The organism is Streptomyces sp. NBC_00193 (assembly GCF_026342735.1).
Classification (GTDB): domain Bacteria; phylum Actinomycetota; class Actinomycetes; order Streptomycetales; family Streptomycetaceae; genus Streptomyces; species Streptomyces stoeckheimensis.
The window spans coordinates 732,048-758,083 of the sequence record NZ_JAPEMM010000002.1; the positions used below are offsets into that span (position 1 = coordinate 732,048).

27 protein-coding genes are annotated in these 26,036 nt (G+C 73.9%); 11 read left to right on the plus strand and 16 right to left on the minus strand.

All coding sequences use genetic code 11. From position 1 onward, the window contains the following. Window positions 1-14: 14 nt before the first annotated feature. The 3 genes from OG898_RS31385 to OG898_RS31395 all read right to left on the minus strand — a co-directional run bounded on the left by OG898_RS31385 (window position 15) and on the right by OG898_RS31395 (window position 1,889). Complete coding sequence (locus tag OG898_RS31385; RefSeq protein WP_250738111.1) at window positions 15-548, minus strand: GNAT family N-acetyltransferase; 534 nt, start codon at window positions 546-548, stop codon at window positions 15-17. A gap of 17 nt (window positions 549-565) precedes the next feature. After that, on the minus strand, window positions 566-1,177 hold the full coding sequence (locus tag OG898_RS31390) for a trimeric intracellular cation channel family protein (protein ID WP_250738113.1): 612 nt from the start codon (window positions 1,175-1,177) through the stop codon (window positions 566-568). 109 nt (window positions 1,178-1,286) lie between these two features. Next, window positions 1,287-1,889 carry a sigma-70 family RNA polymerase sigma factor gene (locus OG898_RS31395; protein WP_266961539.1) on the minus strand — a complete coding sequence of 201 codons (603 nt, stop codon included), beginning with the start codon at window positions 1,887-1,889 and terminating at the stop codon, window positions 1,287-1,289. An 87-nt stretch (window positions 1,890-1,976) separates the two neighbouring features. Between OG898_RS31395 and OG898_RS31400 the strand changes: the two genes are divergently transcribed. After that, on the plus strand, window positions 1,977-2,804 hold the full coding sequence (locus OG898_RS31400) for an alpha/beta fold hydrolase (RefSeq protein ID WP_266961541.1): 828 nt from the start codon (window positions 1,977-1,979) through the stop codon (window positions 2,802-2,804). Between the two features lie 30 nt (window positions 2,805-2,834). Here OG898_RS31400 and OG898_RS31405 read toward each other — a convergent pair whose 3' ends face one another. Genes OG898_RS31405 through OG898_RS31415 form a run of 3 tightly spaced genes read right to left on the minus strand, consistent with a single transcriptional unit; the run spans window position 2,835 to window position 6,153 of the window. After that, window positions 2,835-3,959, minus strand: a complete 1,125-nt coding sequence (locus tag OG898_RS31405) for an acyl-CoA dehydrogenase family protein (RefSeq protein ID WP_250738119.1) — start codon at window positions 3,957-3,959, stop codon at window positions 2,835-2,837. Continuing rightward, window positions 3,956-5,158 carry an acyl-CoA dehydrogenase family protein gene (locus OG898_RS31410; RefSeq protein ID WP_266961543.1) on the minus strand — a complete coding sequence of 401 codons (1,203 nt, stop codon included), beginning with the start codon at window positions 5,156-5,158 and terminating at the stop codon, window positions 3,956-3,958. The genes OG898_RS31405 and OG898_RS31410 overlap by 4 nt, the downstream gene beginning before the upstream one ends. Further along, entirely contained in the window at window positions 5,155-6,153 is a 999-nt protein-coding gene (locus OG898_RS31415) for an NADPH:quinone oxidoreductase family protein (protein WP_266961545.1), read from the minus strand. The genes OG898_RS31410 and OG898_RS31415 overlap by 4 nt, the downstream gene beginning before the upstream one ends. Before the next feature lie 304 nt (window positions 6,154-6,457). Between OG898_RS31415 and OG898_RS31420 the strand changes: the two genes are divergently transcribed. The 3 genes from OG898_RS31420 to OG898_RS31430 all read left to right on the plus strand — a co-directional run bounded on the left by OG898_RS31420 (window position 6,458) and on the right by OG898_RS31430 (window position 8,996). Beyond that, a complete protein-coding gene (locus OG898_RS31420; RefSeq protein ID WP_250738124.1) occupies window positions 6,458-7,378 on the plus strand; it encodes an SDR family oxidoreductase in 921 nt (306 codons plus the stop codon). A gap of 129 nt (window positions 7,379-7,507) precedes the next feature. After that, window positions 7,508-8,110 carry a TetR family transcriptional regulator gene (locus tag OG898_RS31425; protein ID WP_250738125.1) on the plus strand — a complete coding sequence of 201 codons (603 nt, stop codon included), beginning with the start codon at window positions 7,508-7,510 and terminating at the stop codon, window positions 8,108-8,110. Window positions 8,111-8,192: 82 nt separating this feature from the next. Next, window positions 8,193-8,996 carry a hypothetical protein gene (locus OG898_RS31430; protein WP_250738126.1) on the plus strand — a complete coding sequence of 268 codons (804 nt, stop codon included), beginning with the start codon at window positions 8,193-8,195 and terminating at the stop codon, window positions 8,994-8,996. Here the strand turns inward: OG898_RS31430 and OG898_RS31435 are convergent. Both OG898_RS31435 and OG898_RS31440 read right to left on the minus strand, forming a co-directional pair. Further along, on the minus strand, window positions 8,983-9,816 hold the full coding sequence (locus tag OG898_RS31435) for an enoyl-CoA hydratase/isomerase family protein (RefSeq protein WP_250738127.1): 834 nt from the start codon (window positions 9,814-9,816) through the stop codon (window positions 8,983-8,985). The two genes, OG898_RS31430 and OG898_RS31435, sit on opposite strands and share 14 nt — an antisense overlap. Window positions 9,817-9,839: 23 nt before the next feature. Beyond that, window positions 9,840-10,604 (minus strand): PIG-L deacetylase family protein, encoded by a 765-nt coding sequence (locus OG898_RS31440; protein WP_250738128.1) that lies wholly within the window; start codon window positions 10,602-10,604, stop codon window positions 9,840-9,842. 18 nt (window positions 10,605-10,622) lie between these two features. Between OG898_RS31440 and OG898_RS31445 the strand changes: the two genes are divergently transcribed. Continuing rightward, complete coding sequence (locus tag OG898_RS31445) at window positions 10,623-11,450, plus strand: MBL fold metallo-hydrolase (RefSeq protein ID WP_250738129.1); 828 nt, start codon at window positions 10,623-10,625, stop codon at window positions 11,448-11,450. Between the two features lie 94 nt (window positions 11,451-11,544). Further along, on the plus strand, window positions 11,545-12,075 hold the full coding sequence (locus OG898_RS31450) for a DUF3887 domain-containing protein (RefSeq protein ID WP_266961550.1): 531 nt from the start codon (window positions 11,545-11,547) through the stop codon (window positions 12,073-12,075). A gap of 37 nt (window positions 12,076-12,112) precedes the next feature. Here the strand turns inward: OG898_RS31450 and OG898_RS31455 are convergent, their stop codons facing one another. After that, complete coding sequence (locus tag OG898_RS31455) at window positions 12,113-13,453, minus strand: alpha/beta fold hydrolase (protein ID WP_250738132.1); 1,341 nt, start codon at window positions 13,451-13,453, stop codon at window positions 12,113-12,115. A 97-nt stretch (window positions 13,454-13,550) separates the two neighbouring features. Next, window positions 13,551-14,312 (minus strand): TetR/AcrR family transcriptional regulator, encoded by a 762-nt coding sequence (locus tag OG898_RS31460; RefSeq protein ID WP_266961551.1) that lies wholly within the window; start codon window positions 14,310-14,312, stop codon window positions 13,551-13,553. On the opposite strand from OG898_RS31460, the gene OG898_RS31465 reads away from it, so the two are divergent. Then, on the plus strand, window positions 14,311-15,873 hold the full coding sequence (locus OG898_RS31465; RefSeq protein WP_266961552.1) for an MFS transporter: 1,563 nt from the start codon (window positions 14,311-14,313) through the stop codon (window positions 15,871-15,873). The two genes, OG898_RS31460 and OG898_RS31465, sit on opposite strands and share 2 nt — an antisense overlap. Window positions 15,874-15,882: 9 nt before the next feature. Here OG898_RS31465 and OG898_RS31470 read toward each other — a convergent pair whose 3' ends face one another. The 3 genes from OG898_RS31470 to OG898_RS31480 all read right to left on the minus strand — a co-directional run bounded on the left by OG898_RS31470 (window position 15,883) and on the right by OG898_RS31480 (window position 19,107). After that, window positions 15,883-16,884 (minus strand): phosphotransferase family protein, encoded by a 1,002-nt coding sequence (locus tag OG898_RS31470; RefSeq protein WP_266961554.1) that lies wholly within the window; start codon window positions 16,882-16,884, stop codon window positions 15,883-15,885. Window positions 16,885-16,916: 32 nt separating this feature from the next. Further along, window positions 16,917-18,002, minus strand: coding sequence for an S-(hydroxymethyl)mycothiol dehydrogenase (locus OG898_RS31475; protein WP_250738140.1), 1,086 nt, complete (start codon window positions 18,000-18,002; stop codon window positions 16,917-16,919). 130 nt (window positions 18,003-18,132) lie between these two features. Continuing rightward, window positions 18,133-19,107 carry a LysR family transcriptional regulator gene (locus OG898_RS31480; RefSeq protein ID WP_266961557.1) on the minus strand — a complete coding sequence of 325 codons (975 nt, stop codon included), beginning with the start codon at window positions 19,105-19,107 and terminating at the stop codon, window positions 18,133-18,135. 70 nt (window positions 19,108-19,177) lie between these two features. On the opposite strand from OG898_RS31480, the gene OG898_RS31485 reads away from it, so the two are divergent. The 3 genes from OG898_RS31485 (at window position 19,178) to OG898_RS31495 (ending at window position 22,306) form a co-directional block, all read left to right on the plus strand. Beyond that, window positions 19,178-20,134, plus strand: a complete 957-nt coding sequence (locus OG898_RS31485) for a dihydrodipicolinate synthase family protein (protein WP_266961559.1) — start codon at window positions 19,178-19,180, stop codon at window positions 20,132-20,134. 95 nt (window positions 20,135-20,229) lie between these two features. Continuing rightward, complete coding sequence (locus OG898_RS31490) at window positions 20,230-21,270, plus strand: DUF5954 family protein (protein WP_266961561.1); 1,041 nt, start codon at window positions 20,230-20,232, stop codon at window positions 21,268-21,270. Window positions 21,271-21,634: 364 nt separating this feature from the next. Then, window positions 21,635-22,306: a LysM peptidoglycan-binding domain-containing protein gene (locus OG898_RS31495; protein ID WP_266961563.1), complete on the plus strand. Its 672-nt coding sequence runs from the start codon at window positions 21,635-21,637 to the stop codon at window positions 22,304-22,306. Window positions 22,307-22,381: 75 nt separating this feature from the next. Here OG898_RS31495 and OG898_RS31500 read toward each other — a convergent pair whose 3' ends face one another. After that, window positions 22,382-23,296, minus strand: a complete 915-nt coding sequence (locus tag OG898_RS31500; RefSeq protein ID WP_266961565.1) for a squalene/phytoene synthase family protein — start codon at window positions 23,294-23,296, stop codon at window positions 22,382-22,384. Between the two features lie 27 nt (window positions 23,297-23,323). Continuing rightward, window positions 23,324-25,072: a serine/threonine-protein kinase gene (locus OG898_RS31505; RefSeq protein WP_266961567.1), complete on the minus strand. Its 1,749-nt coding sequence runs from the start codon at window positions 25,070-25,072 to the stop codon at window positions 23,324-23,326. Between the two features lie 171 nt (window positions 25,073-25,243). On the opposite strand from OG898_RS31505, the gene OG898_RS31510 reads away from it, so the two are divergent. Next, entirely contained in the window at window positions 25,244-25,729 is a 486-nt protein-coding gene (locus OG898_RS31510; RefSeq protein ID WP_250738154.1) for an NUDIX domain-containing protein, read from the plus strand. A 13-nt stretch (window positions 25,730-25,742) separates the two neighbouring features. On the opposite strand, the gene OG898_RS31515 is transcribed toward OG898_RS31510, so the two are convergent. After that, entirely contained in the window at window positions 25,743-26,009 is a 267-nt protein-coding gene (locus OG898_RS31515; protein WP_266961569.1) for a GlsB/YeaQ/YmgE family stress response membrane protein, read from the minus strand. Window positions 26,010-26,036: the final 27 nt, after the last annotated feature.

The window sequence follows — 26,036 nt, forward strand, 5'->3', positions numbered from 1 at the left end:
GTCACCGGGAGCACCTACTCCTGTTCGGTGTGTTTGTAGTAGAGGGTGGTCGCCACGAGGCGGCCGGCCGGGTCGGTGGCGTAGTCGGGGATGGAACCGGCCTCGGTCCACCCGGCGGCGCGGTACACCCGCTCGGCCGCACTGCCGCTCTCGGTGTCGAGGAACAGCAGCAGCACCCCGGCGCGGGCCGCGGCGGCCTCGGCTTCGGCAAGCAGCGCGCGGCCGGTGCCGCGGCCGCGGGCCCCGGGGTGGACCATGAGCTTGCGGACCTCGGCGCGGTGACGGCCGTTGGGCTTGGTTTCCCGGCTCCAGCTGACCGTGCCGTCGACCCGGCCGTCCGGCCCCCGGGACACCCACAGGGCGAGCGAACCCTCCTCGACGGCGGGGCGCAGGGAGTCCCACCAGGCGGCGGCCTCCCGGTGGTCGAGGTCGGCGAGGAAGCCGATGGAGGAGCCGCCGCGCACGACGGCGAGGAGCAGGGCGGCGAGCTCCTCGCGGTGTGCGGTCAGGGCGGCGGCGTCGTCTATCCGGGTGAGGGAGGGGTTCATCCGACCGAGGATAGGGATCAGGCGGTGGTGCGCTGGAGCCGGGGCAGGTGCAGATCGCGGAAGATCGCGGTCATGCGCAGGGCGAAGACGAGGCCGGCCGACACGACGATGTTGCCGGTGTCCGGGACGCCGGCCCAGTGCAGGCCGAGGTAGGAGAGCGCCCCGGCGAGGGCGGCGGTCGCGTACACCTCTTCGCGCAGGAGCAGCGGCGGGAACTCCCCGCAGAGCACGTCGCGGACGACCTCGCCGGTGACGCCCGTCAGGACGGCCAGGATGAGCACGGCGACGGGGGTGACGTGCGCGTCGATGGCGGCGCGGGCGCCGATCACGGTGACCACGGCGAGGCCGACGGCGTCGACGACCATGAGCGCGCGGTGCGGGAGCTCGCGGCGGCGCAGGTAGAGCATGGTGGCGACGGCGACGGACCCGATGAGGACGAGCAGCACCCAGTCGTGGGTCCAGTAGAGCGGGTGCCGGCCGAGGATGAGGTCGCGCAGGGTCCCGCCGGAGATGCTGGCCGCGAAGGCCAGCACGAGCCCGCCGAAGGGGTCCATGTTGGCCCGGTGGGCGGCCAGGACGCCGGAGGCGGCGAAGGCGGCGATGCCGAGGAGGTAGAGGGCGTGCAGCATGGCGCCTCCTTCGAGAGGCTGGGCGAGGGGACCCGTAGAGGTTGCCGGATCCGCCGGCGCGCCCGCATCGGCCGTTCGGCCAGAGCGGCGGTGCGGACGCACCCGGGCGTCAGGCGCCGTCGCCGAGCCGGTCGCGCTGGATCCGGTGCGCGAGGGTGCGGCGCACGGAGGCCGGGGTGTCCGCGGTGGCCACCGAGGGGACGTCGAGGCCGCGGCTGATCGCGTCGTAGGCCTCCCGGTAGCCGCCTGGCAGGTCCTCGCGGTGCAGCCTCAGGTCCTCCTCGACGAGGCGTCGCAGTTCGTCCACGTCCCGGGGCGTGAAGCGCTTCTTCCCGCGGGCGATGGCATCGACGTGGCGGGCGCAGCGCGCGGTGTCCGGGTACGCCTCGGCGATCTCCTCGGCCAGGCCCCACAGGCGCCCTTCGAGCCACGGCGCGTCGCCCTGGTCGAGGGAGAGCCCGATCGGCGGGAGCGGGTCCTCCGCCTTGTACTTCGCCACCTGCTTGGACACGGCGGGCTGACTCATGGCGGTGAGCTGGGCGATCTTGTCCTGCGTCCAGCCGAGACCGGTGAACACCTTGATCATCTCGGTGCGCAGCTTGCGCATCTCCTCGCCCGCGCGGATGACCTCGTTCATCTCCGCCAGCATCCGCCCGGCCTGCTCCTCCGTCAGCGACTCGGGGATCCGGCGCGCACCCTCTTCACCTGTCATAGCTCGGTTATACACGGAACCGCGCTCCGGAGGAACGTCAGCCATAACCAGGTTGTACAACCTGGTTATGGCTGGCAGGCTACGTCCATGCCCACCTTCTGCGCACCCGATGGAACCCGGCTCGCCTACCGCACGATCGGCGACGGCGACCCGCTCCTCTGCATCCCCGGAGGCCCTGCGGACGCCCGTTACCTCGGAGACCTCGGCGGCCTGTCCCGCCACCGCCGGCTGATCCTGCTCGATCCGCGCGGCACCGGCCGGTCGGCGGTTCCCGAGGACACCGCCTCCTACCGCTGCGACCGGCTCGTCGAGGACGTGGAGGCGCTGCGCGCACACCTCGGGCTCGCCCGGCCGGACCTGCTCGGCCACTCCGCCGGGGCGAACGTCGCGATGGGGTACGCGGCCCGGTACCCCCGCAGCATCGGCAAGCTCGCCCTGATCGGCCCGGGCACCCGGGCCGTCGGGATCGAGATCACCGGCGCGACGCGGCTCGAACTGGCGCGGCTGCGCAAGGACGAGCCGTGGTTCCCGGCGGCGTTCGCCGCCCTGGAGGCCGTCTCCGCGGGAACGGGCAGCGACTGGGACGCCGTCACCCCCTTCTTCTGCGGCCGGTGGGACGACGCGGCGCGCGAGCACCACGCCGCCAGCCTGCCGGTCAACCGGGAGGCCGTCGCCCACTTCGGCGCCGACGGCGCCTTCGCCCCGGAGGCCACCCGGGCGGCCCTCGCGGCCTTCGGGGCACCCGTCCTGCTGCTCACCGGGGAGTTCGACCTGAACAGTCCCCCTCGGTCGACGGCCGAGCTCGCGGCACTGTTCCCCGACGCCACGCTCTCGGTGCAGGCCGGAGCCGGCCATTACCCCTGGGTCGACGATGCCGGACGGTTCGCGGCGGCCGTCTCGGCGTTCCTGGGGTGATGGCCCGCCGGGTGACGACCCGCCCGCCGCCTACGGGGCCGCAAGCTCCGCGAAGTCCGCGACCAGGCCCCGGTGGTGGCCGGCCGTGCCCAGGGCCAGGGAGTCGGCCTTGGCCCGCTTGAGGTACAGGTGCGCCGGGTGCTCCCAGGTCATGCCGATGCCGCCGTGGAGCTGCACGCACTCCTCGGCCGCCCGGACGGCCACGCCCGAGCAGTAGGCCTGGGCCACCGCCACCGTGAGCGGCGCGTCGGCGGCGCCGGTCGCGAGGGCGTCGGCCGCGGCACGGGCCGCCGCGCGGGCGGAGGCCACGTCCAGCCAGAGCCGGGCGAGGCGGTGCTTGATGGCCTGGAAGGAGCCGAGGGGGCGGTTGAACTGGTGGCGGGTGCGCAGGTACGCCACCGTCTCCGTCAGGCACCACTCGGCGATCCCGAGCTGTTCCGAAGCGAGCAGCCCGGCCCCCGAGAGCAGGGCCCCGGCGATGGCCGCGCGGGCGGTGGCCGGGTCGGCGAGCCGGGTTCCGGCGGCTCCGTCGAGGTGGACGGTGGCCAGGGGGCGGGTCAGGTCCAGCGCCACCAGCGGGGTCCGCGAGACCCCCGCCGCGTCGGCCGGTACGGCGTACAGCCCGGTGTCGGCGAGGACCAGCAGCACGTCCGCGCAGACGGCGTCGGCGACGGAGCCGACGCTCCCGCTCAGCGAGCCCGCGCCGGAGTCCCGTACCGGTGCCGGCAGGGGCGCGCCCGGGGCCAGGGTCAGGGGCAGCGCGGGCACGCAGATCCGGCGGCCCGCCGCGAGTTCCCGCAGGAGGTCGGCGGACTCCGCGCTCTCGCAGCCGAGCAGGATCTCCGTGGCCAGGACCGAGCTCGTGAGGTACGGGGCCGGCGCCGCGGCCCGGCCGAGCTCCTCCAGGACCACGGCCGCCTCCCGGTGGCCCGCGCCCTGCCCGCCCAGCTTCTCCGGTACGAGGAGTCCCGCCGCGCCGATCCCGGCGGCGAGCACCCGCCACAGTTCCGGGTCGTGGGGCTCGGCCCCCTCGATCCGGGCGAGGACGGCCGCGGAGTCGCAGCGGGCGGCGAGCAGGGAGCGTACCGCCGTGCGGAGTTCCTCCTCGGTCTCGGAGTACAGCAGGTCCAGCGGAGCCGCGGCGGGAGAGCTCATCGGGCCAGGTCCTTCCAGGCGAGGTCCTTGTCGTCGCGCGGCTCGGCGGGCAGGCCGAGGACGCGTTCGGCGACGATGTTGAGGAGGATTTCGCTGGTGCCGCCCTCGATGCTGTTGCCCTTGGCGCGCAGGTAGCGGTAGCCGGCGTCGCGGCCGGTGAAATCGACGATCTCGGGGCGGCGAAGGGTCCAGTCCTCGTACAACAGGCCCTCTTCTCCGAGGAGTTCCACCTCCAGCCCGCTGATCTCCTGGTTGAGGCGGGCGAAGGTCAGCTTCATGCCCGAGCCCTCGGGCCCGGGCTGGCCCTGGGCGAGCTGCTGGCGCAGCCGCTCTCCGGTCAGCCGGGCGACCTCGGCCTCGACCCACAATTCCAGCAGCCGCTGGTGCAGGTCGGGCGTCCGCAGCTCCGGCCGCTCGCGCCAGGCGGCGGCGACCGGGGCGATCATGCCGCCCTCGCGCGGGATCCGCATGCCGCCGATGGAGACGCGTTCGTTCATCAGGGTGGTGCGGGCCACCGCCCAGCCCTGGCCGACCTCGCCGAGGCGGTGGGCGTCGGGGATCCGGACGCCGGTCAGGAAGACCTCGTTGAACTCGGCCTCGCCGGTGATCTGGCGCAGCGGACGCACCTCGACGCCGGGCGCGGTCATATCGCACAGGAAGTAGGTGATGCCCTGGTGCTTGGGCAGCGCCGGGTCGGTGCGGGCGATCAGGATGGCCCAGCGGGCGGTGTGGGCGCTGGAGGTCCACACCTTCTGGCCGTCCACCACCCAGTCCCCGTCGTCCTCGCCGTCGCGTACCGCGCGGGTGCCGAGGGCGGCCAGGTCGGAGCCGGCACCGGGCTCGCTGAAGAGCTGGCACCAGACTTCCTCGCCGAGCCACAGCGGGCGCAGGAAGCGCCGCTTCTGCTCCTCGGTGCCGTACGCGAGGATCGTGGGCGCGGCCATGCCGAGGCCGATGCCGATCCGGCGCGGGTCGTTGTCGGGTGCTCCGGCCGCCTCCAGCTCGGCGTCCACGACGGCCTGCAGGGAGCGGGGCGCACCGAGGCCGCCGAGGCCTTCGGGGTAGTGCACCCAGGCGAGTCCGGCGTCGAAGCGGGCACTCAGGAACGCCGCGCGGCCGGTGGTGGCGGGCGGGTGCGCGGCGAGCAGTTCCCGTACGCGGGCGAGCAGCCGGTCGGCGGTGGGCGCGGCGGCCGTCATCGGGAGCCCCCTGCGGGGGAGGCGGGCAGCGTGGCGTCCAGGGCCGGTACGACGACCAGCCGGCCGGTGGTGGTCCCGTCGGCGAGGCGTTGCACGGCGTCCGCGGCTCCGGCGAGCGGTACCCGCTCGCTGACCAGCGGTTTGATGGAGCCGTCGGCGGCGAGCCGGGTGAGCTCGGCGTGGCAGGCGGCGATCGCGGCCGGGTCCTTGGCGGCGTACAGGCCCCAGTGGAGGCCGAGGATCGCGTAGTTCTTGACGAGGGCGTGGTTCAGCGCGGGGGTGGGGATGGTGCCGCTCGCGAAGCCGACCACGACGATCCGGCCTTCGAAGGCCACGCACTTGGCCGAGGCGGTGTAGGCCTCGCCGCCGACCGGGTCGTAGACCACGTCGGCCCCGCGTCCGCCGGTGAACTCCTTGACCCGGGCGACCAGTTCCTCGCTGGTGCGGTCGATGACGAGATCGCAGCCGAGCTCCTCGGCGGCGCGCACCTTGGCCTTGCCGCCGACGACCCCGATGACGGTGGCTCCGGCGGCCTTGCCGAGCTGGACGGCGGCGCTGCCGACCCCGCCGGCGGCGGCGTGCACGAGGAGGGTCTCGCCGGCCCGGATCCCGGCCCGCCGGTGCAGGCCGAACCAGCCCGTCTGGTAGCCGATGTGCAGGGCGGCCGCCTCGGCGTCGTCGAGGGTGTCCGGGGCGGGGAGCAGGGCGCGCGCGGGGGCGGTGACGTACTCGGCGAAACCGCCGTGCGGCAGGCTCGGGTTGGCGATGACGCGGCGGCCGTCGTCGGTCTCGCCGCAGATCTCGACGCCGGGGGTGAAGGGGAGCGGCGGGCGGATCTGGTACTGGCCGCGCACGAGCAGCGCGTCGGGGAAGTTGACGTTGGCGGCGAGCACCTTGAGCCTCACCTCGCCCTCGCCGGGCACCGGTTCGGGAACCTCTTCGAGGCGCATGGCCTCGCGGGGCTCGCCGGGGGTGTGTACTCGCCATGCCTGCATCCGGGGCCTCCAGCCGCCGACGGGGAACCACGCCTCGCGGGCATACTAAGCGGTCGCTTGCACTGCTGTGAACCGGTGGGACCGGACGAGATCCACGAACGCGGTCCGTGGCTCCGGGAAGATACCGGTACCGGGGCATCCGGCGCCCGGCACCTGCGTCCCGGACACGTGCATCCAGGACACCGCGCCGGCGCAGGGGGTCCTGGACCCGCCTCCTCCCCCGGGTGCCACAGCCGCGGGCCCGGTCGAGCGGCGTTTGTCCGGGCCATGGCGCTCTGAGCGTTCGCACGCTATCGATGGCCGCATGAAAAACATCGATGGCCGACCGGAAGACCCGCTGCGCGGCCTGCCCGCGCCCCCGCCGCTCGGTTCGGCCGCCCTGCCGCCCGGTACCTTCACCGGCCGGGCGGTGCTCGTGACCGGCGGCGGGACCGGGCTGGGCAAGGCCATCGCCACCGAGTTCGCGCGGCTCGGCGCTGATCTGGTGATCGCCGGCCGCCGGATCGAGCAGCTGAAGTCCGCTCAGGAAGAGCTGGCGGCCGTCCCCGGGGCGGGCCGGGTGACGGCCGCCGTCTGCGACATCCGCGACCCCGAGCGCGTCGCCGAGGTCTTCGACGCGGCCGGGGCGGCCTTCGGCGGGGTCCCGGACGTGCTCGTCAACAACGCCGCCGCCAATTTCCCCTGCCCGGCCGAGGACTTGTCCCCCAACGCCTGGCGGGCGGTGGTCGACATCACCCTGACCGGCACCTGGTTCGTGACCCGGGAGTTCGGCCGCCGCCACCTCGCCGCGGGCAGTGCCGGGTCCATCGTGAACATCGGCGCCTCGTACGCCTGGACCGGCGGGCCCGGCTATGCGCACAGCGCAGCCGCCAAGGCCGGGGTGAAGAACCTCGTCGAGACCCTCGCCGTCGAGTGGGGACCGTACGGCATCCAGATCAACGGCCTGGTGCCGGGGTTGTTCCCGCACGCGGACATGACGCAGGACATCCGGGGTGGCCTGGAGCGGGCCGCCCCGGACGACAAGGACACCAGACAGCCCGCCCTGCGGGTCGGCGCACCCCGCGAACTGGGCTGGGCCGCCACCTTCCTGGCCTCGCCCTACGCCCGTTTCATCACCGGCCACACCCTCGTGGTGGACGGGGCGAACTGGCAGCGCCGCTCCCTCGTGAACCCCGAAGTGATACCGGTACGCGACCAGTTGGGTCGGGGGCCGTTCATCCCGTGACGTGCCGGGTGGCGTGGACGTACGCGCCCTTCCGGCCCGTTACGTCATTTCGGCGCGACACGCCATGGTGCGATCGTGTGACACATTGACCCCGTCCACAGCCCTCGTCCACCCCTTGGAGGTGTCGCGGTGAGCACGGTGAGCACGGGCCGCCCGTCCTTGACTGCACGGCGCAGGGAGGCCACGTGGTACGAGATCGCGGAGGCGGCTGCCGACCTCTTCTCCGAGCGGGGGTTCGAGGCCACCACGGTCGACGACATCGCGCGGGCGGCGGGCATCTCGCTGCGCACCTTCTACCGGTACTGCCCGACGAAGGAGGACGCGCTGACCCCGGTCCTGACCGCCGGCGTCTCCACCCTGGTCGAGGAACTCGCCCTGCGCCCCGCGTCGGAGCCCCTGACCGAAGCGGTCCAGGCGGCCTTCACCACGGCCACGGCGGGCACCCGCTACGAGGGGCCCGGTCAGACGGCCCGCCTGATCCAGGTGATGGGCGGCGTCCCGGAGATCCGCCTGCGCTGGCTCGCGGCCGCCCGCGCGATGCAGGACCGTCTGGTGCCGGTCCTCGCGGTGCGCACGGGGCGCCCGGAATCCTCCCTGGAGACCCGCGTCCTGGCGGCCGTCCTCATCGACGCGGTCACCGTCGCCCTCGAACACTGGGCCTCCGAAGGCGGCCGGGAACCCCTCCCGGCGGTCTCGGCGCGCGCTCTGGCCCTCCTGCGCCTGGAGGAGTAGCGGCACGGCGGCGGGGGCCTCGGGGACCGGCGGCACCCGGGCGGTGCCCCGGTTGTCAGTGGTCCGGGGCACCATGGACCGCATGTCCCACGCTGATCTGACCCTTGACCGGTGGCGCTCGTTCACGCTGCCGGATGTCCACCGGTTCGCCCGGGAAGCCGCCGGCCTGGTGGGTGCCCGGGTGAGCCTGATCGATGCCGCCGAGCACCTCGGCGGCCCGCTCCACCGCGTGTTCGTCGAGCGGGACGGGCGGGAGTTCGCCCTGATACCCGGGGGAAGCGTCCGGCTCGGGTTCGATCTGGAGGCCTGGGAGCCGACGCCGGAGCAGACCGAGGACTTCGAGCGGAGCCTGGCCGAGGAGTACGGCTACGGCCCCGATCTCAAGTCCCACCTCGCCGAGTTGCTGAGCCCTCCCCGGACCGTCACCCTCCCGACGGTGTTCATGGCCGTGGAGAACGAGCCGCTCGAGGAACCCCCCGCCGACATGCCCGCGGTGCTCGCGGGGCGCGGACTGCGGATGCCCGGCGCCGACGAGTGGGAGCACGCCTGCGGGGCCGGGGCGCGCACCCTCTTCCGGTGGGGCGACACCTGCCCGATCGGTGAACCCTCCTACGGCAGCGGCACGTTCGCTCCGCGGTGCGAGCCCAACGCCTTCGGCCTGCGCATCGCCTACGACTCCTACGCCGCCGAGCTGAGCGGCGACCGCGGCGCCGTCCACGGCGGGGACGGCGGCGAGTCCGTGTGCGGCGGGTACGGGGACCTGTGGGCCTGGCTGACGCTGGCCACGGCGAACCGCAACCCGGCGATGGCCGAGTTCGTGCACGGCCCGGAGGGCGAGTCCGCCTGGGAGGCCTTCTCCGTCCGGCCGGTGCTCAGCCTCCGGTGAAGTGCGGAGGGCGGCGCTGCGCCTTGGCGGTGTAGCCCTCGCGGGAGTCCTCCGAGGTGAGGGTGAGGGCCGCCGTCATCGCCACCCGGTCGAGGGCCGCGGGCAGGGCGGCGTCCGCGTAGGAGTCGATCGCGCGCTTGATGCCCTGGACGGCGAGCGGGGCGTTGGCCGCGATCTCCGCCGCGAGCGAGCGGGCGACCGCATCCAGCTTCTCCGCGGGGACCACCTGCTGGACGAGGTTCAGCCGCTCCGCCGTGCGGGCGTCGATGCGGCGGCCGGTCAGGGCCAGGAACTTGGCCCAGCCGGCGCCCGCCTCGCGGGCGATGCGCAGGTCGCCGCCGGCGTCCACCGCCACGCCCAACTGGGCCTCGGGCAGGGCGAAGACGGCGTCCTCGGCCGCCACCCGGATGTCCGCCATCAGCGCCAGTTCGAAGCCGAAGCCGAGGCAGTACCCCTGCACGGCCGCCACCACCGGCTGCGGAAGCCGGGCCAGGACCGCGAAGCGTTCGTGGACCCAGCGGATGCCCTCGTAGTAGTTTCGGTTGCGCTCGGCCGCCGAACCGCCGGTGATCGCGCCGCCCGGGGCCGTCACGTCGATGCCCGCGCAGAACGCCCGGCCCTGGGCCCGCAGCAGGACCACCCGTACGGCGGGATCGAAGCGGATCCGGTCCGCGAACAGGCCGAGTTGGCGCGTGGACTCCCAGCTCCAGCCGTTGAGCTTCTCCGGCCGGCAGAGGGTGAGTTCCGCGATCCCGTCCGCGACGTCCAGACGGATCCGTTCCTCACCCTCAGCGATCTCCGTGCTGATGGTGTCGATCACGCGGACACCATAGGGGGCTCCGCCTAACGCGGGAAGACCTCGAAGGCCACGGCCGGACGCCCGCCGAAACGGGCCGCCGCCTGCTGGGCGTTGCCCGTCAGGAAGGAGCGTACGTACGTCTCCGGGTCCTCGTCCGTCAGCGCGGCGATGTACGCCTTGTGCTCCATCAGGGACTTCACCGAACGCTCCAGGCCGGGGCCCGCATCGGCCGCGTGCGTGGGCGTCGTGGTGCCGGACACCGCCACCCAGCGGACCCCGTTCCACGGCTCCAGGCCCTGCTCCGTGAGGAGTTCGGGGAAGATCCAGCGGTTGCCCGCGTCGCCCGCCGCGTCCAGGGTGGCCCGGCCGACCGCCTTGTGGTCCGGGGTGTTCCAGTAGCCGCCGCCCTCGGCCCCGCCCCAGGTGTCGCGGTGGTTCATCGTGATCACCAGCTCGGGGCGGTGGCGCCGGATGGCGGCCGCGATGTCCCGGCGGAGGTCCAGGCCGTACTCGACGACCCCGTCGCGGTGGTCGAGGAACTCCACCGTGGGCACGCCGACGACGGCCGCGCTCGCACGCTGCTCCGCCTCGCGCAGCGGGGCGCACGCGGCGGGGTCGATGGTGTCGATGCCGGCCTCGCCGCGCGTGGCGAGCAGGTAGACGACCTCGCGGCCGCCGTCCGTCCAGTCCGCGATGGCCGCCGCGCAGCCGTACTCCAAGTCATCCGGGTGCGCCACCACGGCCAGCGCACGCTGCCAGTCGGTGGGCATGGGCTCCAACAGGGCGGGCCCGTCCAGTCGTTCGTTCATACGTCGCACAATAGGCGAATGGAGACACAGGGGCAGGTGGTGGCCCTGCTCGACGCCACCGGGTCGTTCTTCGAGCCAGCGGTCACGGCGTTCCCGGGGGCGGGCGCCGCCGCCTGGGAGCGGGCGGCGCTGCTGGACCCGGGCGCGGCCGGGCCGGACGGCTCCTGGCGGCTGGACTTCCGGTGCTTCGCCGTGTCCCGGCCGGGCGGCCGCTGGGTGCTGATCGACGCGGGGGTCGGACCGGCACAGGGCCCGGCGGCCGGCTGGGCCCCGGTGCCGGGGCGGCTGCCCGCCGCGCTCGGGGAGGCGGGGATCGCCCCGGCCGACGTGGAGGCGGTGGTCCTGACCCACCTGCACGAGGACCACACCGGCTGGACTCAGGACGCCGCGGGCCGGCCGTTCTTCCCCGACGCGCGGTACCTCGTACAGAGCGCGGAAGTGGCGGCCCTGGACCGGGCGGATCCCGTGTGGGACTGGACGGTGGCCCCGCTGCGGGCCACCGGACAGCTCCACGAGGTGACCGGCGAGCACCGGCTCGCCCCCGGCATCACCCTGCTGCCGACGCCCGGGCACACGCCCGGTCACCAGTCGGTGCTGGTGGAAGGGACGGCCGGGCCCGGTGGCGGAAGCGGGGGCCGGGGCCGGGACGTCCTGGTCACCGGTGACGTACTGGTCCACGCGGTGCAGCTGGCCGATCCGGCGGTCCCGTACTCCCACGAACGCGACCGGGCCGCTGCCCGCGCCTCGCGGGAGGAGCTCCTGGCCCTGGCGGTCCGCCGCCGCGCCCTCCTGGCCACCGCGCACCTGACCCGGGCCTTCGTGGAGCCGCCCGAACCGGGCCGTTGAGGACCCCCGGCGCCCCCGCCCGCAGCCGACAGCCGACATGCGACCGCCCGGGAGGCGCCCTAGCATGAAGGATGGCGTTCCGAGGGAGGAAGCCATGGTCCCGCTCTCAGGCAGGCACACCCCGGGTGGCGCGAAGCGGCGGCCCGTCCGGTCCGTTCGCCTCGTCCGGTTCGTTCGACTCGCGCCCGCGGCCGTACTGGCCTCCGGCGCCATGCTCCTGACGAACGGCTCCCTGCCCGCCGCGGCCCAGGTCCGCGCCCCCGCGGAGGTCACGGCCGCGGCCGTGACGGCCCTTCCGGCGCGGGCCGACGACGAGCGGCTCGCACTCGACACCCTCGACGAGGTCGTGCGGGGCGACTTCGCCGCCGTCTCGGCCCGCTTCGACGGGACGCTCCGCCACCAGGCGTCTCCCGAGGCGCTCGCGCAGGCGTGGAAGGACTACCAGGAGCAGTACGGGCCCTACCGGTCGCACGGGGACCCCCGGCAGGTCACGTCCGTCCACGGGTCCGTGGTGAACGTGCCCCTCCACATGGAGAAGGGGACCGGAGAGTTCCGCGTCACCTTCAACGAAGGCGGACACCTCATCGGTCTGTACTTCCTCCGGACGGGCATCCCGGTCCCGTAACTCCCTTGGATTCAGGGGGGTCAGGCCTCGTCGGAGGTCAGGCCTCGTCGCGTACGAGCGCCAGCAGCCGGTCCAGGACGCGCGGGCCTCCCGCACGTACCCCGTCGTGCTCGAACTCGTCCGTCACCCATGTCTTCAGGCCGCGGATCGCCCGGGCGGTGGCCAGGGAGTGCGCGGTGTCCACGTACATGTCGTCGTGGTAGACGGCCGCGGCCACCGGCACCTCGTTGACGGCGAGCCGCGCCCGGTCGTACAGCGGGGTCCAGCCGGTGCGGGCCAGCAGCAGCTCGGCGGTCTCGCGCAGCGGGGCGAGTGCCGGGTCGCAGGCGAAGTGCCAGGGGTGGATGGTCTCGCCGGTGAAGTACAGCGGCTCCGCGCCCGCGAGGGTCTTCGCGGCGTCGAACCGCGGGAGCCCGGAGCGCACCCGTTCGGCGGCCCAGCCGATGGGCGCGCCCGGGTCCTGGGCGTAGATCGCCTCGTGGACCAGGGCGTAGAGGGGGTGCCCGGCGAAGGAGAGCTGGGCGTGCACGGCCTCCAGGAAGGCGTCGGAGAGGGCGGGTCCGGCCGGGGTGGGCACGAAGGCGTCCTCCAGCAGGTAGTGCAGCTGGTGGCTGCCGTCGGATACGCCGAGGAGCAGGCCGAGGGACTGGAAGGCCTCGGCCGTCAGCAGGTATCCGCCGGGCAGTTCGGCCGGGCGCTCGACGAGGTGGGCGGCGATGCGGCGGGCACGCTCCACGTCCATGGGGTAGCGGGCGTAGTGCGCCCGGTTCTTGCGCTCGATGCGGGGGTACGCGGCTTCGTACACCTCGGCGGCGGTGGCGTCGAGGGAGGGCAGCCCGCCGGTGATGAGGGCGGCGGCCAGCCCCTCGGGGGCGGCGCCCAGGTAGTGGGTGACACAGAAGCCGCCGAAGCTCTGGCCGAGGACCGTCCAGGGGGCGCCGCCGGTGAGGAGCGGGCGGATGGTCTCGGCGTCGCGCACGATGGAGTCGGCGCGGAAGTGCGCGAGGTACTCGGCCTGCTGCGCGGGGCCGCCGCGCAGCGGCAGGGTCTGCCGGTTGACCGGGGTGGAGCGGCCGGTCCCGCGCTGGTCGAGCAGCAGCACCCGGTACTCCGCGAGGGCCCGCTCCAGCCACGCCTGCCGGCCGACGAACCGGCGGGCACCGAAGCCGGGTCCGCCCTCCAGGTAGAGCAGCCAGGGCAGGGACTCCGGGTCCTTGCCGGTGGCGACCAGTTCGCGGGCGTACAGCTCGATCCGCTCGCCGTCGGGGCGGGCGTGGTCGAGCGGAACGGTGAAGTGGTGGTCGGTGAGGACGACGCCGGGCTGGCGGTAGCTGCCGGAGGCGGCGCTCTCGGAGGGCACGGGGTTCACGGGGGTCACGGGAGGTCCCTGGGGTCGGCGCGGTGCGGTGGTGTACGCGGCAGCCGTCCCGGGGCCAGTGGGTGGTGACGAACCGGGACGACGGGCCCGCCCGAGCTTACGCGAGGCCTCCGGCAGAGGTCGGACCTGCGGATTGCCCGACGACCGATTCGACTCCGTCCAGCATCCGCGCGAGCCCGAACTCGAACAGGGTGTCGAGGTCGAACTGCTCCTCGCCGAAGAGCGTGGACAGGATCGGGAAGGACCCGGCGGTCTGGATCGTCTCCATCCGCGGCTCGTTGGAGGCCATCCACTCCTCGGGGGTCATCCCGGTGTCCTGCCGGGCCTGCGACTCCAGCTCGACGGCCGCCGCGACCCCCTGGGCGTATCCGAGGAGAGCGAGGTGGATGTGGATGATCTGGGTCGGTGTCAGCCCCAGGCCGTTCAGGGCACTGAGAACCCGTTCGGTGTACCGCATCGCGTGGGGCGAGGCCATCGGCCGGGTGAGGGCGGCCATGGCCCGTGCCAGCCAGGGATGCCGCTGGTACAGGACCCACAACCACCGCACCTCCCGCTCCAGTTGCGCACGCCAGCCGAGCGGCGGCGACCCCGGCGGCTCTCCGGCGAAAACCGTCTCCGACATCAGCCGTACGAGCTCGCCCTTGCTCGGGACATGACGGTAGAGCGCCATCGTGGAGACACCGAAGTCGGTTGCGATGCGGCGCATGGAGAGCGCGCCCAGCCCTTCGGCGTCGACGAGGGCGATCGCGCCTCGGACGATGCGATCCCGGGTGAGTCCGTGAGCGGGAGTCGAGGGCCGTTCCCGTCCCGACTCGGCGACGACGGTGCCGACGCCGGGGCCCCGTTCCCTCCTGTGCATGGAGAACACACCCGGCCCCCGCGCGGGGCGCAAGGAATGGACTGCCCTCGGCGTCCTGATGCTGCCCCTGCTCCTCGTCTCGATGGACGTCTCGGTCCTGTACTTCGCGATCCCCTACATCAGTCGGGAGCTGGAACCGAGCGCGACGCAGCAGTTGTGGATCCTCGACATGTACGGCTTCGTCCTCGCAGGGCTGCTCATCACGATGGGTGCGCTCGGCGACCGGATCGGCCGGCGCGCGCTGGTGCTCTCGGGAGCCGCTCTCTTCGGAGCGGCCTCGCTCGCCGCCGCGTACGCGGACACGGCTGAACTGCTCATCGCCGTGCGCGCCCTGCTGGGGCTGGGCGGCGCCGCCTTGATGCCCTCGACCCTCGCCCTGATCCGCAACCTCTTCCACGACGAGGAACAGCGCGGCAAGGCGGTGACCCTGTGGACCGCCGTGATGACGACGGGCATTTCGCTGGGGCCCGTGGTCAGCGGTCTGTTGCTGGAGCACTTCTGGTGGGGCTCGGTCTTCCTGATCAACCTGCCCGCGATGGTGCTCCTGCTCGTACTGGTGCCCTTCCTGGTACCGGAGTTCAGGTCGGCGACGGGCGAGCGCTTCGACCTGCCGAGTGCGGCGCTGTCGCTCGGCGCGGTGCTCCTGGTCATCTACGGCATCAAGGAATGGGCCCGGCACGGGTACGAGCCGCTGCCCGCGCTCGCCATCGGCACGGGGCTGGTGCTCGGCCTCGTCTTCGTACGCCGCCAGCGGCACCTCGCGCATCCGGTGATCGACCTCGGCTTGCTCGGCCGACGCGCCTTCGGCGGTCCGGTGTTCGCCAATCTCCTCGCGATGTCCGCCACGGTCGGGATGGCCGTCTTCCTGACCCAGTACCTGCAGTCGGTCCTCGGTCTGAGCCCGTTCGACGCCGCCCTGTGGAGCCTGGTGCCGGCCGCCGGAGTGGCCGTCGCGGCCCCGGCCGGAGCGGCCCTCGCCCAACGCGTCGACCGGGCGTACGTCATGGGCGGCGGCTTCCTGCTCTCCGGCTGCGGCTTCCTCTGGCTGACCCAGGTGCGCACGGACTCGGCGCTCTGGTTCACCCTCGCCGGCGTCTCCCTGTACGCGGGGGGCCTGGTCGCCGCCATGACCCTCGCCAACGAACTCGCCCTCGGAGCGGCCCCGCCGGAACGCGCGGGATCCGCCGCGGCCGTGCTGGAGTCGGGCCAGGAGCTCGGCGGAGCCCTGGGCATGGCGATCCTGGGGTCCATCGGGGCCGCGGTCTACAGCCGGGACATGGCGGCGGCACTGCCGCCGGGCGTGCCGCGGGCCGAGGCCGTACGCGAAACGCTCGGCGGGGCGACGGCTGCCGCGGCCGAGCTGTCCTCGGGGCCCGCGGATGCCGTACTGGCGGCCGCGCGCGAGGCCTTCACGCACGGGATGGGCTTCGCGGCCGTGGGCGCTGCCGTCACCATGACCGGCGCCGCCTTCTTCTCGTTCACCTGGCTGAGGGGTGTGGGCACGACGGGGCGCCCGGTGCCTGCACCGGCCGCCCCGCGGTCCGCCACCCGCACCCCCTGACGGCCGGCTTCAGCGGGCGTCGCGCCACCAGTAGCGCCCGACGACGAGCTCCTCCAGCGAGCGGAGCCGGTCCGCGGCCATGCGCGCGTGGACCTCGGGGCGTTCCAGTGCGACACGGAGATCGGCCGCGAGGTGGGTCGCTTCGCGGACCTCGCAGCCTGCCCGAAGGGTGTCCGGGGAGGTATCCGTCGCACGGGCGACGACGTCGAGGACGCTCTCCATGTGCGGGCCGCTGAACCGGATCAGGAAGAACCAGTCGTCGACCGGATCCCCGAGGCGGGCCCATTCGAAGTCCAGCAGGGCCGTCACGGTCCGGCCGTGCGCGAGCCAGTTGTCCCAGTGGCAGTCCGCGTGGACCGGGACGACCGTACGGGCCTGCGGGGGCGCGTCCCGCGCGATCGCCCTCAGCCCGTCGAGCAGGCGGGGAGGTACGGTTCCGTGCCGGTCGCGCTCGGCCAGGCCCTCGATCTCGGCGAGGAACTCGGCCCGACCGGTGAACCCTCCGTGGTCGAGGGTTTCCCTCAGCGTCCGGTCGGCGTCGCCCTCGGGCACCCAGGCGTGGAGTCGGCCGAGCCGCTCGACCGCCTCCCCGGCCAACGCGCGCGCGGTCGCCGCGTCCACGCCGGGCATGCCCATGCCGGGAGCCGTTCCCGGCACGCGGGTGTAGCAGGCATAGCGGAGGTCGCCCGACTCCAGCCGGTGGGTCCCGCTGTCGAGCAGCGGGGCCGTCAGGCCGGCGGGCAGGTGGGGCGCGAGCGCGATCTCCCGGTTCAGCCGCGTGTGGGAGGCCGCATCGATGATCTTCACGACCACGTCCGGGCCCACGTACACGTGGTGGGAACCGCTCGCGGCGGTGGCCATGGGGCCGGGATCCCGTCCCAGGGCCACCACCGCGAGCGCGCGGGCGGCGGCGTGCGCCCGGCTCGGGTCCGCCATCGGTTCGCGGGCGGTCAGAGGCCCCTCGGTTGCCGGAGGTACTTCGGTGGTCACCGGTCCTTCGGTGGTGGTCACGGGGCCTTCGGTGGTCGCGGGTCCGTGGATGCTCAGAACTCGACCACCGAGCGGAGCACCTCACCCCGTTCCATGCGGGCGAAGGCCGCCTCGACCCCGTCCAGGGCGATCCGCTCCGAGACGAACGCGTCGAGGTCGAGCCGGCCTTGCAGGTAGAGGTCGATGAGCAGCGGGAAGTCCCGCTCGGGCAGGCAGTCCCCGTACCAGGAGGACTTCAGGGCGCCGCCGCGTCCGAAGACGTCCAGCAGCGGGAGTTCGAGCTGCATCTCCGGCGTCGGGACGCCGACCAGCACCACCGTGCCGGCCAGGTCGCGCGCGTAGAACGCCTGCTTGTACGTCTCGGGACGGCCGACGGCCTCGATGACCACGTCCGCCCCGTTGCCGCCGGTCAGCTCCTGGATGGCCTTGACCACGTCCTGCGTACCGCCGTTGACGGTGTGCGTGGCGCCGAGTCCCCGCGCCCACTCCAGCTTCCGGTCGTCCAGGTCCACGGCGATGATGCGGGAGGCTCCGGCCAGCCTGGCCCCGGCGACGGCGGCGTTGCCCACTCCCCCGCAGCCGATCACGGCCACGGAGTCGCCGCGGCCGACGTTGCCGGTGTTCAGGGCGGCGCCCAGGCCGGCCATCACCCCGCAGCCGAGCAGCCCGGCGGCCGCCGGCGAAGCGGCCGGGTCCACCTTGGTGCACTGACCGGCGGCGACCAGGGTCTTCTCGGCGAAGGCGCCGATGCCGAGGGCCGGGGAGAGCGGGGTGCCGTCCTCCAGGGTCATGGGCTGGGTGGCGTTGTGCGTGGCGAAGCAGTACCAGGGGCGGCCGCGCTTGCAGGCCCGACAGCTCCCGCACACCGCGCGCCAGTTGAGGACGACGAAGTCGCCGGGGGCCACGGAGGTGACGTCCGGGCCGACGGATTCGACGACACCGGCCGCCTCGTGGCCGAGCAGGAAGGGGTACTCGTCGTTGATCCCACCCTCCCGGTAGTGCAGGTCGGTGTGGCAGACCCCGCAGGCCTGGACCCGTACGAGCGCCTCGCCGGGGCCCGGGTCGGGCACGAGGATCGTCGTGGTCTCCACCGGTGCGCCCTTGCTCCTGGCGATGACCCCTCGTACGCGATGCGTCACGTGCTACCCCGATCTCGATCACGGTCTCGTCGACTGCGCCGGAGGCCCCCCGAGGGTTCCACCGGTCCCCCGCCAACGTACACGCGCTGTCCCGTGTGCGGGAGTTGCACCGCGCCCTGGCGGGCCCGTCCTAGGCGTGGTCCCCGGACAGTCCGGGCGGCAGCGCCGCCCGTAGGGCCGTGCCGAAGGCGGCCACGGCGGGGTGGGCTGCGGCGCCGCTGCGGAAGGCCACGTTGGTGCGGCGCTCCATGACGAGGCGGGTGAGCGCCACGGCCGGATCCGCGTGTCCGGTGATCCCCAGCTGCGGCACCACTGCCACCCCCTGGCCGGCCGCGACCAGCGCGAGCACGGTGGCGAACTCGTCCACCTGGTGGCGGATCCTCGGCATGAACCCGGCGTCCTCGCAGGCGCGCACGGTCATGGCGTGGCAGAGCGTGCCGGGCGTGGCGGTGATCCAGGGCGCGTCGGCGTGCGTACGGAGCAACGCCCGCTGCCCGACTCCGCCCTCCCCGACTCCCCCCTCCCCGACTCCCTCTGCCGAAGCGACGGACCCGGCCGGCCCGCCGGTCCACTGCGCCGGTGTCGCCAGGTACATCGCCTCGCGGTAGAGCGGTTCCGTGGCGAGGCCCGGTTCCTCCGGCGCGGGGACGAAGTCGTAGGCGTGGATCAGGGCCACGTCCAGGTCCCCGGCCCGCAGCGCGTGGGCGACCGCCGCCGGGTCGGTTTCGGACACCATCGGCTCCAGTCCCGGGTGCCGGCGGGCCAGCTCCGCCAGGGCCGCCGGGACGATGGCCCTGGTCGCGGTCGGGAAGGAGCCGATCCGCAGCGCTCCGGCCAGTCCGCCGCGCGCCTCCGCGAGCTCGGCGTCGGCCCGCTCCAGCAGGTCCAGCACCGCGTCGGCGTGCCGGACCAGGTTCTGGCCGGCGGGCGTGAGCCGGACCCGGCGCCCGGTGCGCTCCAGCAGCGGCAGACCGGCCTCGCGTTCGAGGACCGAGAGCTGCTGGGACACCGCCGAAGGGCTGAAGGAGAGCGCCTCGGCCACCGCGGCGATGGTCCCGCGGTGGGCGAGTTCGCGCAGGAGGCGCAGGCGTCGTACGTCGAGCATCGGATCAGCTTACGGTTCAGGTAAGAAAGGCGAACTGGATTCGATGCTCGGGGCGGGTCAGGCTCGTTCCATGACCCAGACGCTCAGCACCTCGTCCACACCCGCCGCCGCCCCCTCCGCCACCCCTGCCGCCTCCGGCCCGTACGCCCCGCACGGGATCCACGTGCCGCTGATCACCCCTTTCACCGCCGCCGGCGAGGTCGCCGCCGACGCCCTGGAGGCGCTCGCCCACGAGGTGCTCGACGCGGGAGCCACCGGGATCGTGGCGCTGGGCACCACCGGCGAGCCGGCCGCCCTCGACGAGGCCGAGCGCGACCTCGTCACCGACGTCTGCGCCCGGGTCTGCCGGGAGCGGGGGGCGGCGCTGACCGTGGGTGCCGGGGCGAGCGGGACGCGGGCCGCCGAGGAGTCGCTCGGCCGGCTGAAGCGGTGGCCCGAGGCGCGGGCCGCGCTGGTGACCGTGCCCGCGTTCCTGCGGCCCGCGGCCTCCGGGGTGCTGGCGCACTTCGAGCGGCTGGCCCGTGTGAGCCCCGTACCGCTGATCGTCTATCACGTCCCGTACCGCACCGGGCAGCCGTTGGACGCGACGCCGCTGCGGGCGATCGGTGCGCTGCCGGGGGTGGCCGGAGTGAAGTACGCCGTCGGCTCGCTCGACGGGGAAGCGGTGGCCCTGCTCGGTGATCTGCCGGACGGTTTCGCGGTGTTGGCGGGCGACGACGTCTTCCTGTCGCCCCTGCTCGCGCTCGGCGCGGCGGGCGGGGTCCTCGCGTCGGCCCATCTCGCGACGGGCCGGTTCGCCGAGCTCGCGACCGCCTGGCGGGCGGGCGAGGCGGACCGGGCCCGCCCCCTGGGCCATGCGCTGGCCCGGCTCTCCGCCACTCTCTTCGCCGAGCCCAACCCGACGGTGATCAAGGGGGTGTTGTACGCGCAGGGGCGCATCCCGACCCCCGACGTACGCCTCCCCCTGCTGCCCGCGGGCGCGGAATCGGTCGCCGCGGCCCTGCGGGAGCTGGCGCAGCTTCCCTGACCTCCCCCCCTGCCCGTTACCACAACCTCGCCCGCCGCGTGCCGAGTTGACGATGCCGCGGCGGCCCGTCGGCAACCGGGCCCAGACTGCTCGCCATGAGCAGCGAGGTACCCCCCGGGCGCGAGCACCTCTACATCAACGTCGAGCCCGCGGAGCATCCGGTGGCGGCCGCGCAGGAGGCCGACGCCTCCGACGCCGCGCAGCGGTACACGCGCTGCATCATCCGGGGCCCGCTCTTCGGGATCGCCGCCCAGGAGGAGGGCGGCGGGCACCGGTGGCAGGTGCTGGCCCCGGTCACGTGCGGGTACCCGCAGGACGCCCGGGACCGGCTGAACTCCGCCCTGTGGTTCCGGGCCAAGGACGACACCGACGACCGGGCGGTCCGCCGGGAGTTCCTGGCCGCCGTCGCGCGGCTGGAGACCGAGACGGTCGACGAGGTCACCGCGGCCGGCACGCGCTACCGCGTGGTGCGCTGCGAGGAGATCGTCTACAGCGACGGGGACGGCCCGGAGCCGCCCCGCCCCACCGATCCGGAGCCGGTCGTGCGCGACTGGGAGCTGGGGACCCGGGACCCGGAGATCGACCTGGGCTTCGTGATCGACCACATCGCGGCGGCGAGCGTCATGGAGGCCTCCGAGCGGCTCGCGCTGATGGGCCTGCACTACCGCAGCCCCCGCTACCCGGCCGCGGTACGGGCGGACTCGCGGCGCGCGCTGCGCACGCACGCCGGGACCGTGCTGCTGCCGACCGGCTACCGGGTGCTGGAGCGCACCGCGACGGGCTGGCAGCCCGCGTCCGCGGTGCTGCCGAGCCCGCACGCGGCCCGCAGGGCACTGGTGCACATCCTGACCTGGCTCTGGCCCGCCACGTCCGCGCTGCAGGGGGCCGAGCTGCCGGAGGCCCGGCGGGCGGGGTACGAGCGGGCGGCGGCGGAGTTCCGGGCCGCCGGGGACGCGAACGCGGCGCGGCTCGACGACGGCCGCGAGCTGCGACTCGTCCGGATGCGCCGGCTGGTGCGGATCGGGCCGGACGGGCCGGAGGGCCCGCGGCCGTCGGACGAGGAGGAGAACGGGGAGGGGCCGACCAGGATCCACCCCGCGATGGACGAGGACGGCACGATCACCTACGAGGACTGAGGGCTGATTGACCCGGGATGGGCGATTCGCCGCCAACGGGCGGGTCGCCCGAATCGGCCCCGGCGACGGGCGACTTGCCCGAATTGGACCGTCGCCCGCCGGCCCGTGATGTGAGTCACGCCGGAGGCGTCAACATCATTTCCCCGAGAGGGACGATTCCCTTTTCCCGGTTGGATATTCGCGAATTCCCGGATCTCTTTCCAAGGTCATCCACCGGGCCGAATGCGGGAAGTTGATCTCCCGGTCGAATTCGTGTCTTGTTCCGGCCCGGCGGGCTCGCCTACGGTCACCTCATTCCCGGTGGTCAGCTGCCGAATCCGGCCTCCGCCAGGGCTCTTCCGTCCCCCACGTGAGGAATTCCGCCATGCCCGCACACGGAAAGCACCGTCGGCCGAAGCAGCACCACGCACTCACCCGCAAGCTGGCCCTCGCCGGTACGGGCAGCGCCGCGCTGGCCCTCCCGCTGATCGGCGCGACCACGGCCGGGGCGGCCGAGGTGGCCGTCGCCCCGACGACGTACTCCGTGGTCAGCGGCGACACCCTGAGCAAGATCGCGGCCGAGCACTCCATCGGCGGCGGCTGGCAGCAACTGTACGAAGCCAACAAGAGCATCGTCGGCGCCAACCCCTCGGCCATCCGCCCCGGCCTGAAGCTGAACCTCACGGCGGCCGCCCCCGCCGCCGCGCCCGCCGCGGCCAAGGCCGCCACCGGCTACGCGAACAACCTCGACGGCTGGATCCGCGAGTCACTCGACGTCATGGCGCAGCACGGAATTCCCGGAAGCTACGAAGGAATTCACCGCAACATCATGCGCGAATCCTCGGGGAATCCGCTGGCCATCAACAACTGGGACTCCAACGCGGCGGCCGGCATCCCCTCCAAGGGGCTCCTCCAGGTCATCGACCCGACGTTCAAGGCCTATCACGTCCCCGGCACCCCGATGGACTCCTACGACCCGGTCGCCAACATCACGGCCGCCTGCAATTACGCGGCGGCCCGCTACGGTTCGATCGACAACGTCAACGGCGCCTACTGAACGAGCTCGCGGTGAGCCGCTCCCGGCCACGTCTCCGTCAAGTCGAAGTCGTGCGCGGGCGGCACGTCCCGGGAATCAGGCGGCGGTACGCGGCCTGCGGGCCCTGGCGCGCACCAGGGTGCGCAGCGGCGCCGTGAACCCGTAGCCGACGTCCTTGCGCAGAGCCCCGGCACCGGCTCGCTCCACCGCCGTGAGCTGGTGCTCCATGAGCTCCGTCATCGTCACGGCGACCGCCCGCAGCCCAGGTGCGGTGAGGTCGAGGATGCCGTCCGCGGCGGCGAGCGCCGTACGGGCCCGTCCGCATTCGGCGGCCAGCAGTTCCCGTACGGCCGGGGTGTCGCGGGCCTGTTCGAGGTCGGCGCGGGTCACCGCATGCTCGGCGAGGCGGGCCCGCGGGATGCAGAGCCGGCCGGCGGCGAGGTCTCCGGCGAGGTCGGCGAGGAAGTCGACCCGCTGGGCGGCGTCCACGAACCGCCGCCAGCCCGCGGCCTGTTCGGCGTCGGGCCCGCCCTCGTACTGCAGGCCGGTCAAGACGAGCACCCCGGGCCAGGCGTAGGCGTCGAGGTAGGCCTGGAACTCCTCCTCGGCGGCGAACCCGTCGAAGACCGCCTCCTCGGTGGCCGCCCCGTCGAGGAACCGGAACACCCAATCGGTGGGCAGACCGCGGGAGTCGACGGCGTGGGCGTAGGCGCGCAGCAGCGGGTCGGGGCTGTCCCCCGTCTCCAGGGCGCGGCGCACCTCGCTGCCCAGTTCCTTGAGCCCCGCGGCCCGCCGGTCGGCGGAGCCGGTCTCGGCGACGTCGTCGACCCGGTTCATGAAGGCGAGGCCGGCCGCCAGCCAGGGCACGAGCGGGGGTGCGGCCAGCAGCCGCAGGGCGAGGTACGGCGCGGGTTCCCGGCGCAGGACGCGGCGGGCCGCGTACGTGTAGTCGGCCCGGAGCCGGGGGCCGGTGATCCCGGCGGTCGTGAGCGTGCTGCGCCAGCTCGGCATGGTGGTGGTTCTCCGCTTCCCCGGGCGTCAGCTCCGGTAGACCTTCTTGACCTTGAAGTCCGTACCGGCGAGGACGTAGCCGCCCTGTCCGTACTCGTCGCTCATGTAGGGCCGGACCGCGGGGGCGTTCATCCAGGGCGAGACGTTGAGGTAGCGGGAGCTCGGGTTGTCGACGCCGAGCTCCTTCGTCGACTCGGCGAGCAGGGCGGGCAGGGCGTCCCAGTCGAGCGCCGCCATGTCCATGAGCGGCTCGCCGGGCTTCACGGTGCCGGACGGGCCGGTGCGCTTGGCGACGCCGCCGCGGTACTGCCAGGAGTCGACGGTCTTGGCTCCGGGTGCGGTGGGGATGTCGGCGAGCACGTACTCGTCGTAGACCCTCATGTCGACGAAGGTGGTGGTGCCCGTCTGCTGCTTGAGCGCCTCGACGGCGGTGCGGATGTTGGCCGGGTCGATCAGGCTGCCCTTGGGCGGGGTGACCGGCTTGGGCGTGCTCGCCTTCGGGGCGGGGGTCAGGGCCACGGCGGTGCCCTGGGCCGGGGAGGCCGGGCCGGAGGCGGACGGGGTGTCCGCGGCCTTCGTGTCGCCGCCCTTGCCCGCGGAGCCGCCCGCGTTCCCGTCGGGCAGCCACTTCACGAGGCCGACGACGCCCGCGGCCAGGACCACCGCGAGGAGTCCGGCGAGCAGGGCCGGGCGACGGCGCCGGCGCGGGGAGGGCGGTGCGGGGAGGCTCACGGGGACGGTGAACGCGTACGGGTTGCCCGCGCCCGGAACGAACGGGGTCGGCGTCGGCATCGGCGTCTGCGGTGTCTGAGCGGGGCCGTGCGCCGCCGCCGGTATCGGTACGGGTCCCATGGCGGGACCGGGGACCGGGGTGGCCGGCCCGAAGCTCCCGAAGGCGACCGCCGGTACCACCGGGGAGCCACCACCGAGAGCACTGCTCGCACTGCGGAGCAGCGCTTCCAGTTCCTCGGCGTCGGGCCGCACGGACAGGTCCCGCACCAGCAGCCGTTCCAGTACGGGTCCCAGCGGGCCGGACCGGACCGGCGCGGGGATCGGCTCGTCGAGCACCGCGACCACGGTGGCCAGGCTGGTGGCCCGGCGCAGCGGATGCACCCCCTCCGCGGCCACGTACAGCAGCATCCCGAGCGACCACAGGTCGGAGGCGGCGAGCCCCTCCTCGCCGCGCGCCCGCTCGGGCGCGATGTACTCCGGCGAGCCGATCAGGGCTCCGGTCGAGGTCAGCCCGGTCGCCCCGTGCAGCGCGGCGATCCCGAAGTCGGTGAGCACCGCGGAGCCGCCGGGGCGCAGGAGCACGTTGGCCGGTTTCACGTCGCGGTGCAGCACCCCCTCCGCGTGTGCGGCCCGCAGGGCGGAGAGCAGGTCGAGCGCGAGGCGCAGCACGTCCGCCACCGGCATCGGTCCGGCCTCCAGCCGGTCGGCCAGGGAGCCGCCCCTGACGAGCTCCATGACGATCCACGGGTGGCCGTCGGAGCCGGGCTCGGGCTCCACGATGTGGTGGATCGTGACCACGTTCGGGTGGGCGAGCCGGGCGAGGGCCCGGGCCTCGCGGACGGCCCGTTCGCGCAGTTGGACGACGAGCCCGGGCTGCGCCGCGGCGGTCGCCGGGTCCGGCGGCCGCACCTCCTTGAGGGCGACCTCCCGGTCGAGCGCGATGTCGCGGGCGAGCCACACTGTCCCCATACCGCCGCTGCCCAGGGGGCGGGCGAGTTCGAATCGCCCGTCGATCAACCGTCTGCCGGCCTCACTGCTGTCCATGGCCGGTCATCGTAAGCGCCGCCACCGACGCCGGTGCACCCGTACCGGGACGTGGACGTCACGGCCCCCGGCCCGGCCCCGGCCCGGGCCCCGCGCGTGGGCGCCGCACACCGTGGGTAGTGTCCCTGCCCGATGACCCCGAGGGGCCGAGGCCCGGACGGAGGTGGAACGGTGTCCGTGTGGCTCCCGCCCGCCGAGTACCTCAAGACCATCCCCCGGGCGACCGGTTACGCCTGCCTCTACTTCACCGACACCGGCGGCCGCCCGGTGCAGCTGCGTGCGACGTACGCCACGGAGACCTGGCAGTGGCCCGGCGGGAACATGGACCACGGCGAGACGCCCTGGGAGTGCGCGCTCCGGGAGTGCCTGGAGGAGACGGGCATCGCCTTCGAGGGCGAGCGGAAGCTGTTGGGCACGCAGTTCATCGCCCACCGGGGCGAGGCCTGGCCCGCGAACCACATCGGCTTCCTCTTCGACGGCGGCACCCTCACCGACGAACAGATCGCCGCGATCGTCCTCGACCCCGAGGAGCACAGCGAGGTACGGGTCCACTCGGTGCGGGAGTGGCAGGCGCTCATGACCCCCGTGAACTTCGCCCGCCTACGGGAGATCGACGCGGCCCGCCGTACCGGCACGGTGGCCTACATGGAGCACTGACCCGGCCCGCCGGTCAGTTGCGGGAGTTGCCGAAGAGGAGGCGGCAGGCGACGAGGAGAACGAAGGAGCCCGCGATGGCGGAGCCCCAGGTCGCGAGGTCGAAGAAGTCGTTCTGGATCGGCCGGTCCAGGAACTTGGCCGAGAGCCAGCCTCCGGTGAAGGCGCCTGCGATGCCGATGAGGGTGGTCCCGATCAGGCCGCCCGGATCACGGCCGGGCAGCAGGACCTTGGCGATCCCGCCCGCCAGCAGTCCGAGGATGATCCAGCCGATGATGCCCATGCCCGTTCACTCCGCTTCGATGTGCGC

Bases quoted from the DNA above. Each gene is read 5' to 3' on its own strand.
- OG898_RS31385 (WP_250738111.1), bottom strand. From the start codon at position 548: ATGAACCCCTCCCTCACCCGGATAGACGACGCCGCCGCCCTGACCGCA.
- OG898_RS31440 (WP_250738128.1), bottom strand. From the start codon at position 10,604: ATGAACGAACGACTGGACGGGCCCGCCCTGTTGGAGCCCATGCCCACC.
- OG898_RS31500 (WP_266961565.1), bottom strand. From the start codon at position 23,296: ATGCCGAGCTGGCGCAGCACGCTCACGACCGCCGGGATCACCGGCCCC.
- OG898_RS31415 (WP_266961545.1), bottom strand. From the start codon at position 6,153: ATGCAGGCATGGCGAGTACACACCCCCGGCGAGCCCCGCGAGGCCATG.
- OG898_RS31450 (WP_266961550.1), top strand. From the start codon at position 11,545: ATGGTCCCGCTCTCAGGCAGGCACACCCCGGGTGGCGCGAAGCGGCGG.
- OG898_RS31495 (WP_266961563.1), top strand. From the start codon at position 21,635: ATGCCCGCACACGGAAAGCACCGTCGGCCGAAGCAGCACCACGCACTC.
- OG898_RS31490 (WP_266961561.1), top strand. From the start codon at position 20,230: ATGAGCAGCGAGGTACCCCCCGGGCGCGAGCACCTCTACATCAACGTC.
- OG898_RS31445 (WP_250738129.1), top strand. From the start codon at position 10,623: ATGGAGACACAGGGGCAGGTGGTGGCCCTGCTCGACGCCACCGGGTCG.
- OG898_RS31505 (WP_266961567.1), bottom strand. From the start codon at position 25,072: ATGGACAGCAGTGAGGCCGGCAGACGGTTGATCGACGGGCGATTCGAA.
- OG898_RS31465 (WP_266961552.1), top strand. From the start codon at position 14,311: ATGGAGAACACACCCGGCCCCCGCGCGGGGCGCAAGGAATGGACTGCC.
- OG898_RS31430 (WP_250738126.1), top strand. From the start codon at position 8,193: ATGTCCCACGCTGATCTGACCCTTGACCGGTGGCGCTCGTTCACGCTG.
- OG898_RS31400 (WP_266961541.1), top strand. From the start codon at position 1,977: ATGCCCACCTTCTGCGCACCCGATGGAACCCGGCTCGCCTACCGCACG.
- OG898_RS31395 (WP_266961539.1), bottom strand. From the start codon at position 1,889: ATGACAGGTGAAGAGGGTGCGCGCCGGATCCCCGAGTCGCTGACGGAG.
- OG898_RS31480 (WP_266961557.1), bottom strand. From the start codon at position 19,107: ATGCTCGACGTACGACGCCTGCGCCTCCTGCGCGAACTCGCCCACCGC.
- OG898_RS31515 (WP_266961569.1), bottom strand. From the start codon at position 26,009: ATGGGCATCATCGGCTGGATCATCCTCGGACTGCTGGCGGGCGGGATC.
- OG898_RS31410 (WP_266961543.1), bottom strand. From the start codon at position 5,158: ATGACGGCCGCCGCGCCCACCGCCGACCGGCTGCTCGCCCGCGTACGG.
- OG898_RS31485 (WP_266961559.1), top strand. From the start codon at position 19,178: ATGACCCAGACGCTCAGCACCTCGTCCACACCCGCCGCCGCCCCCTCC.
- OG898_RS31405 (WP_250738119.1), bottom strand. From the start codon at position 3,959: ATGAGCTCTCCCGCCGCGGCTCCGCTGGACCTGCTGTACTCCGAGACC.
- OG898_RS31420 (WP_250738124.1), top strand. From the start codon at position 6,458: ATGAAAAACATCGATGGCCGACCGGAAGACCCGCTGCGCGGCCTGCCC.
- OG898_RS31460 (WP_266961551.1), bottom strand. From the start codon at position 14,312: ATGCACAGGAGGGAACGGGGCCCCGGCGTCGGCACCGTCGTCGCCGAG.
- OG898_RS31390 (WP_250738113.1), bottom strand. From the start codon at position 1,177: ATGCTGCACGCCCTCTACCTCCTCGGCATCGCCGCCTTCGCCGCCTCC.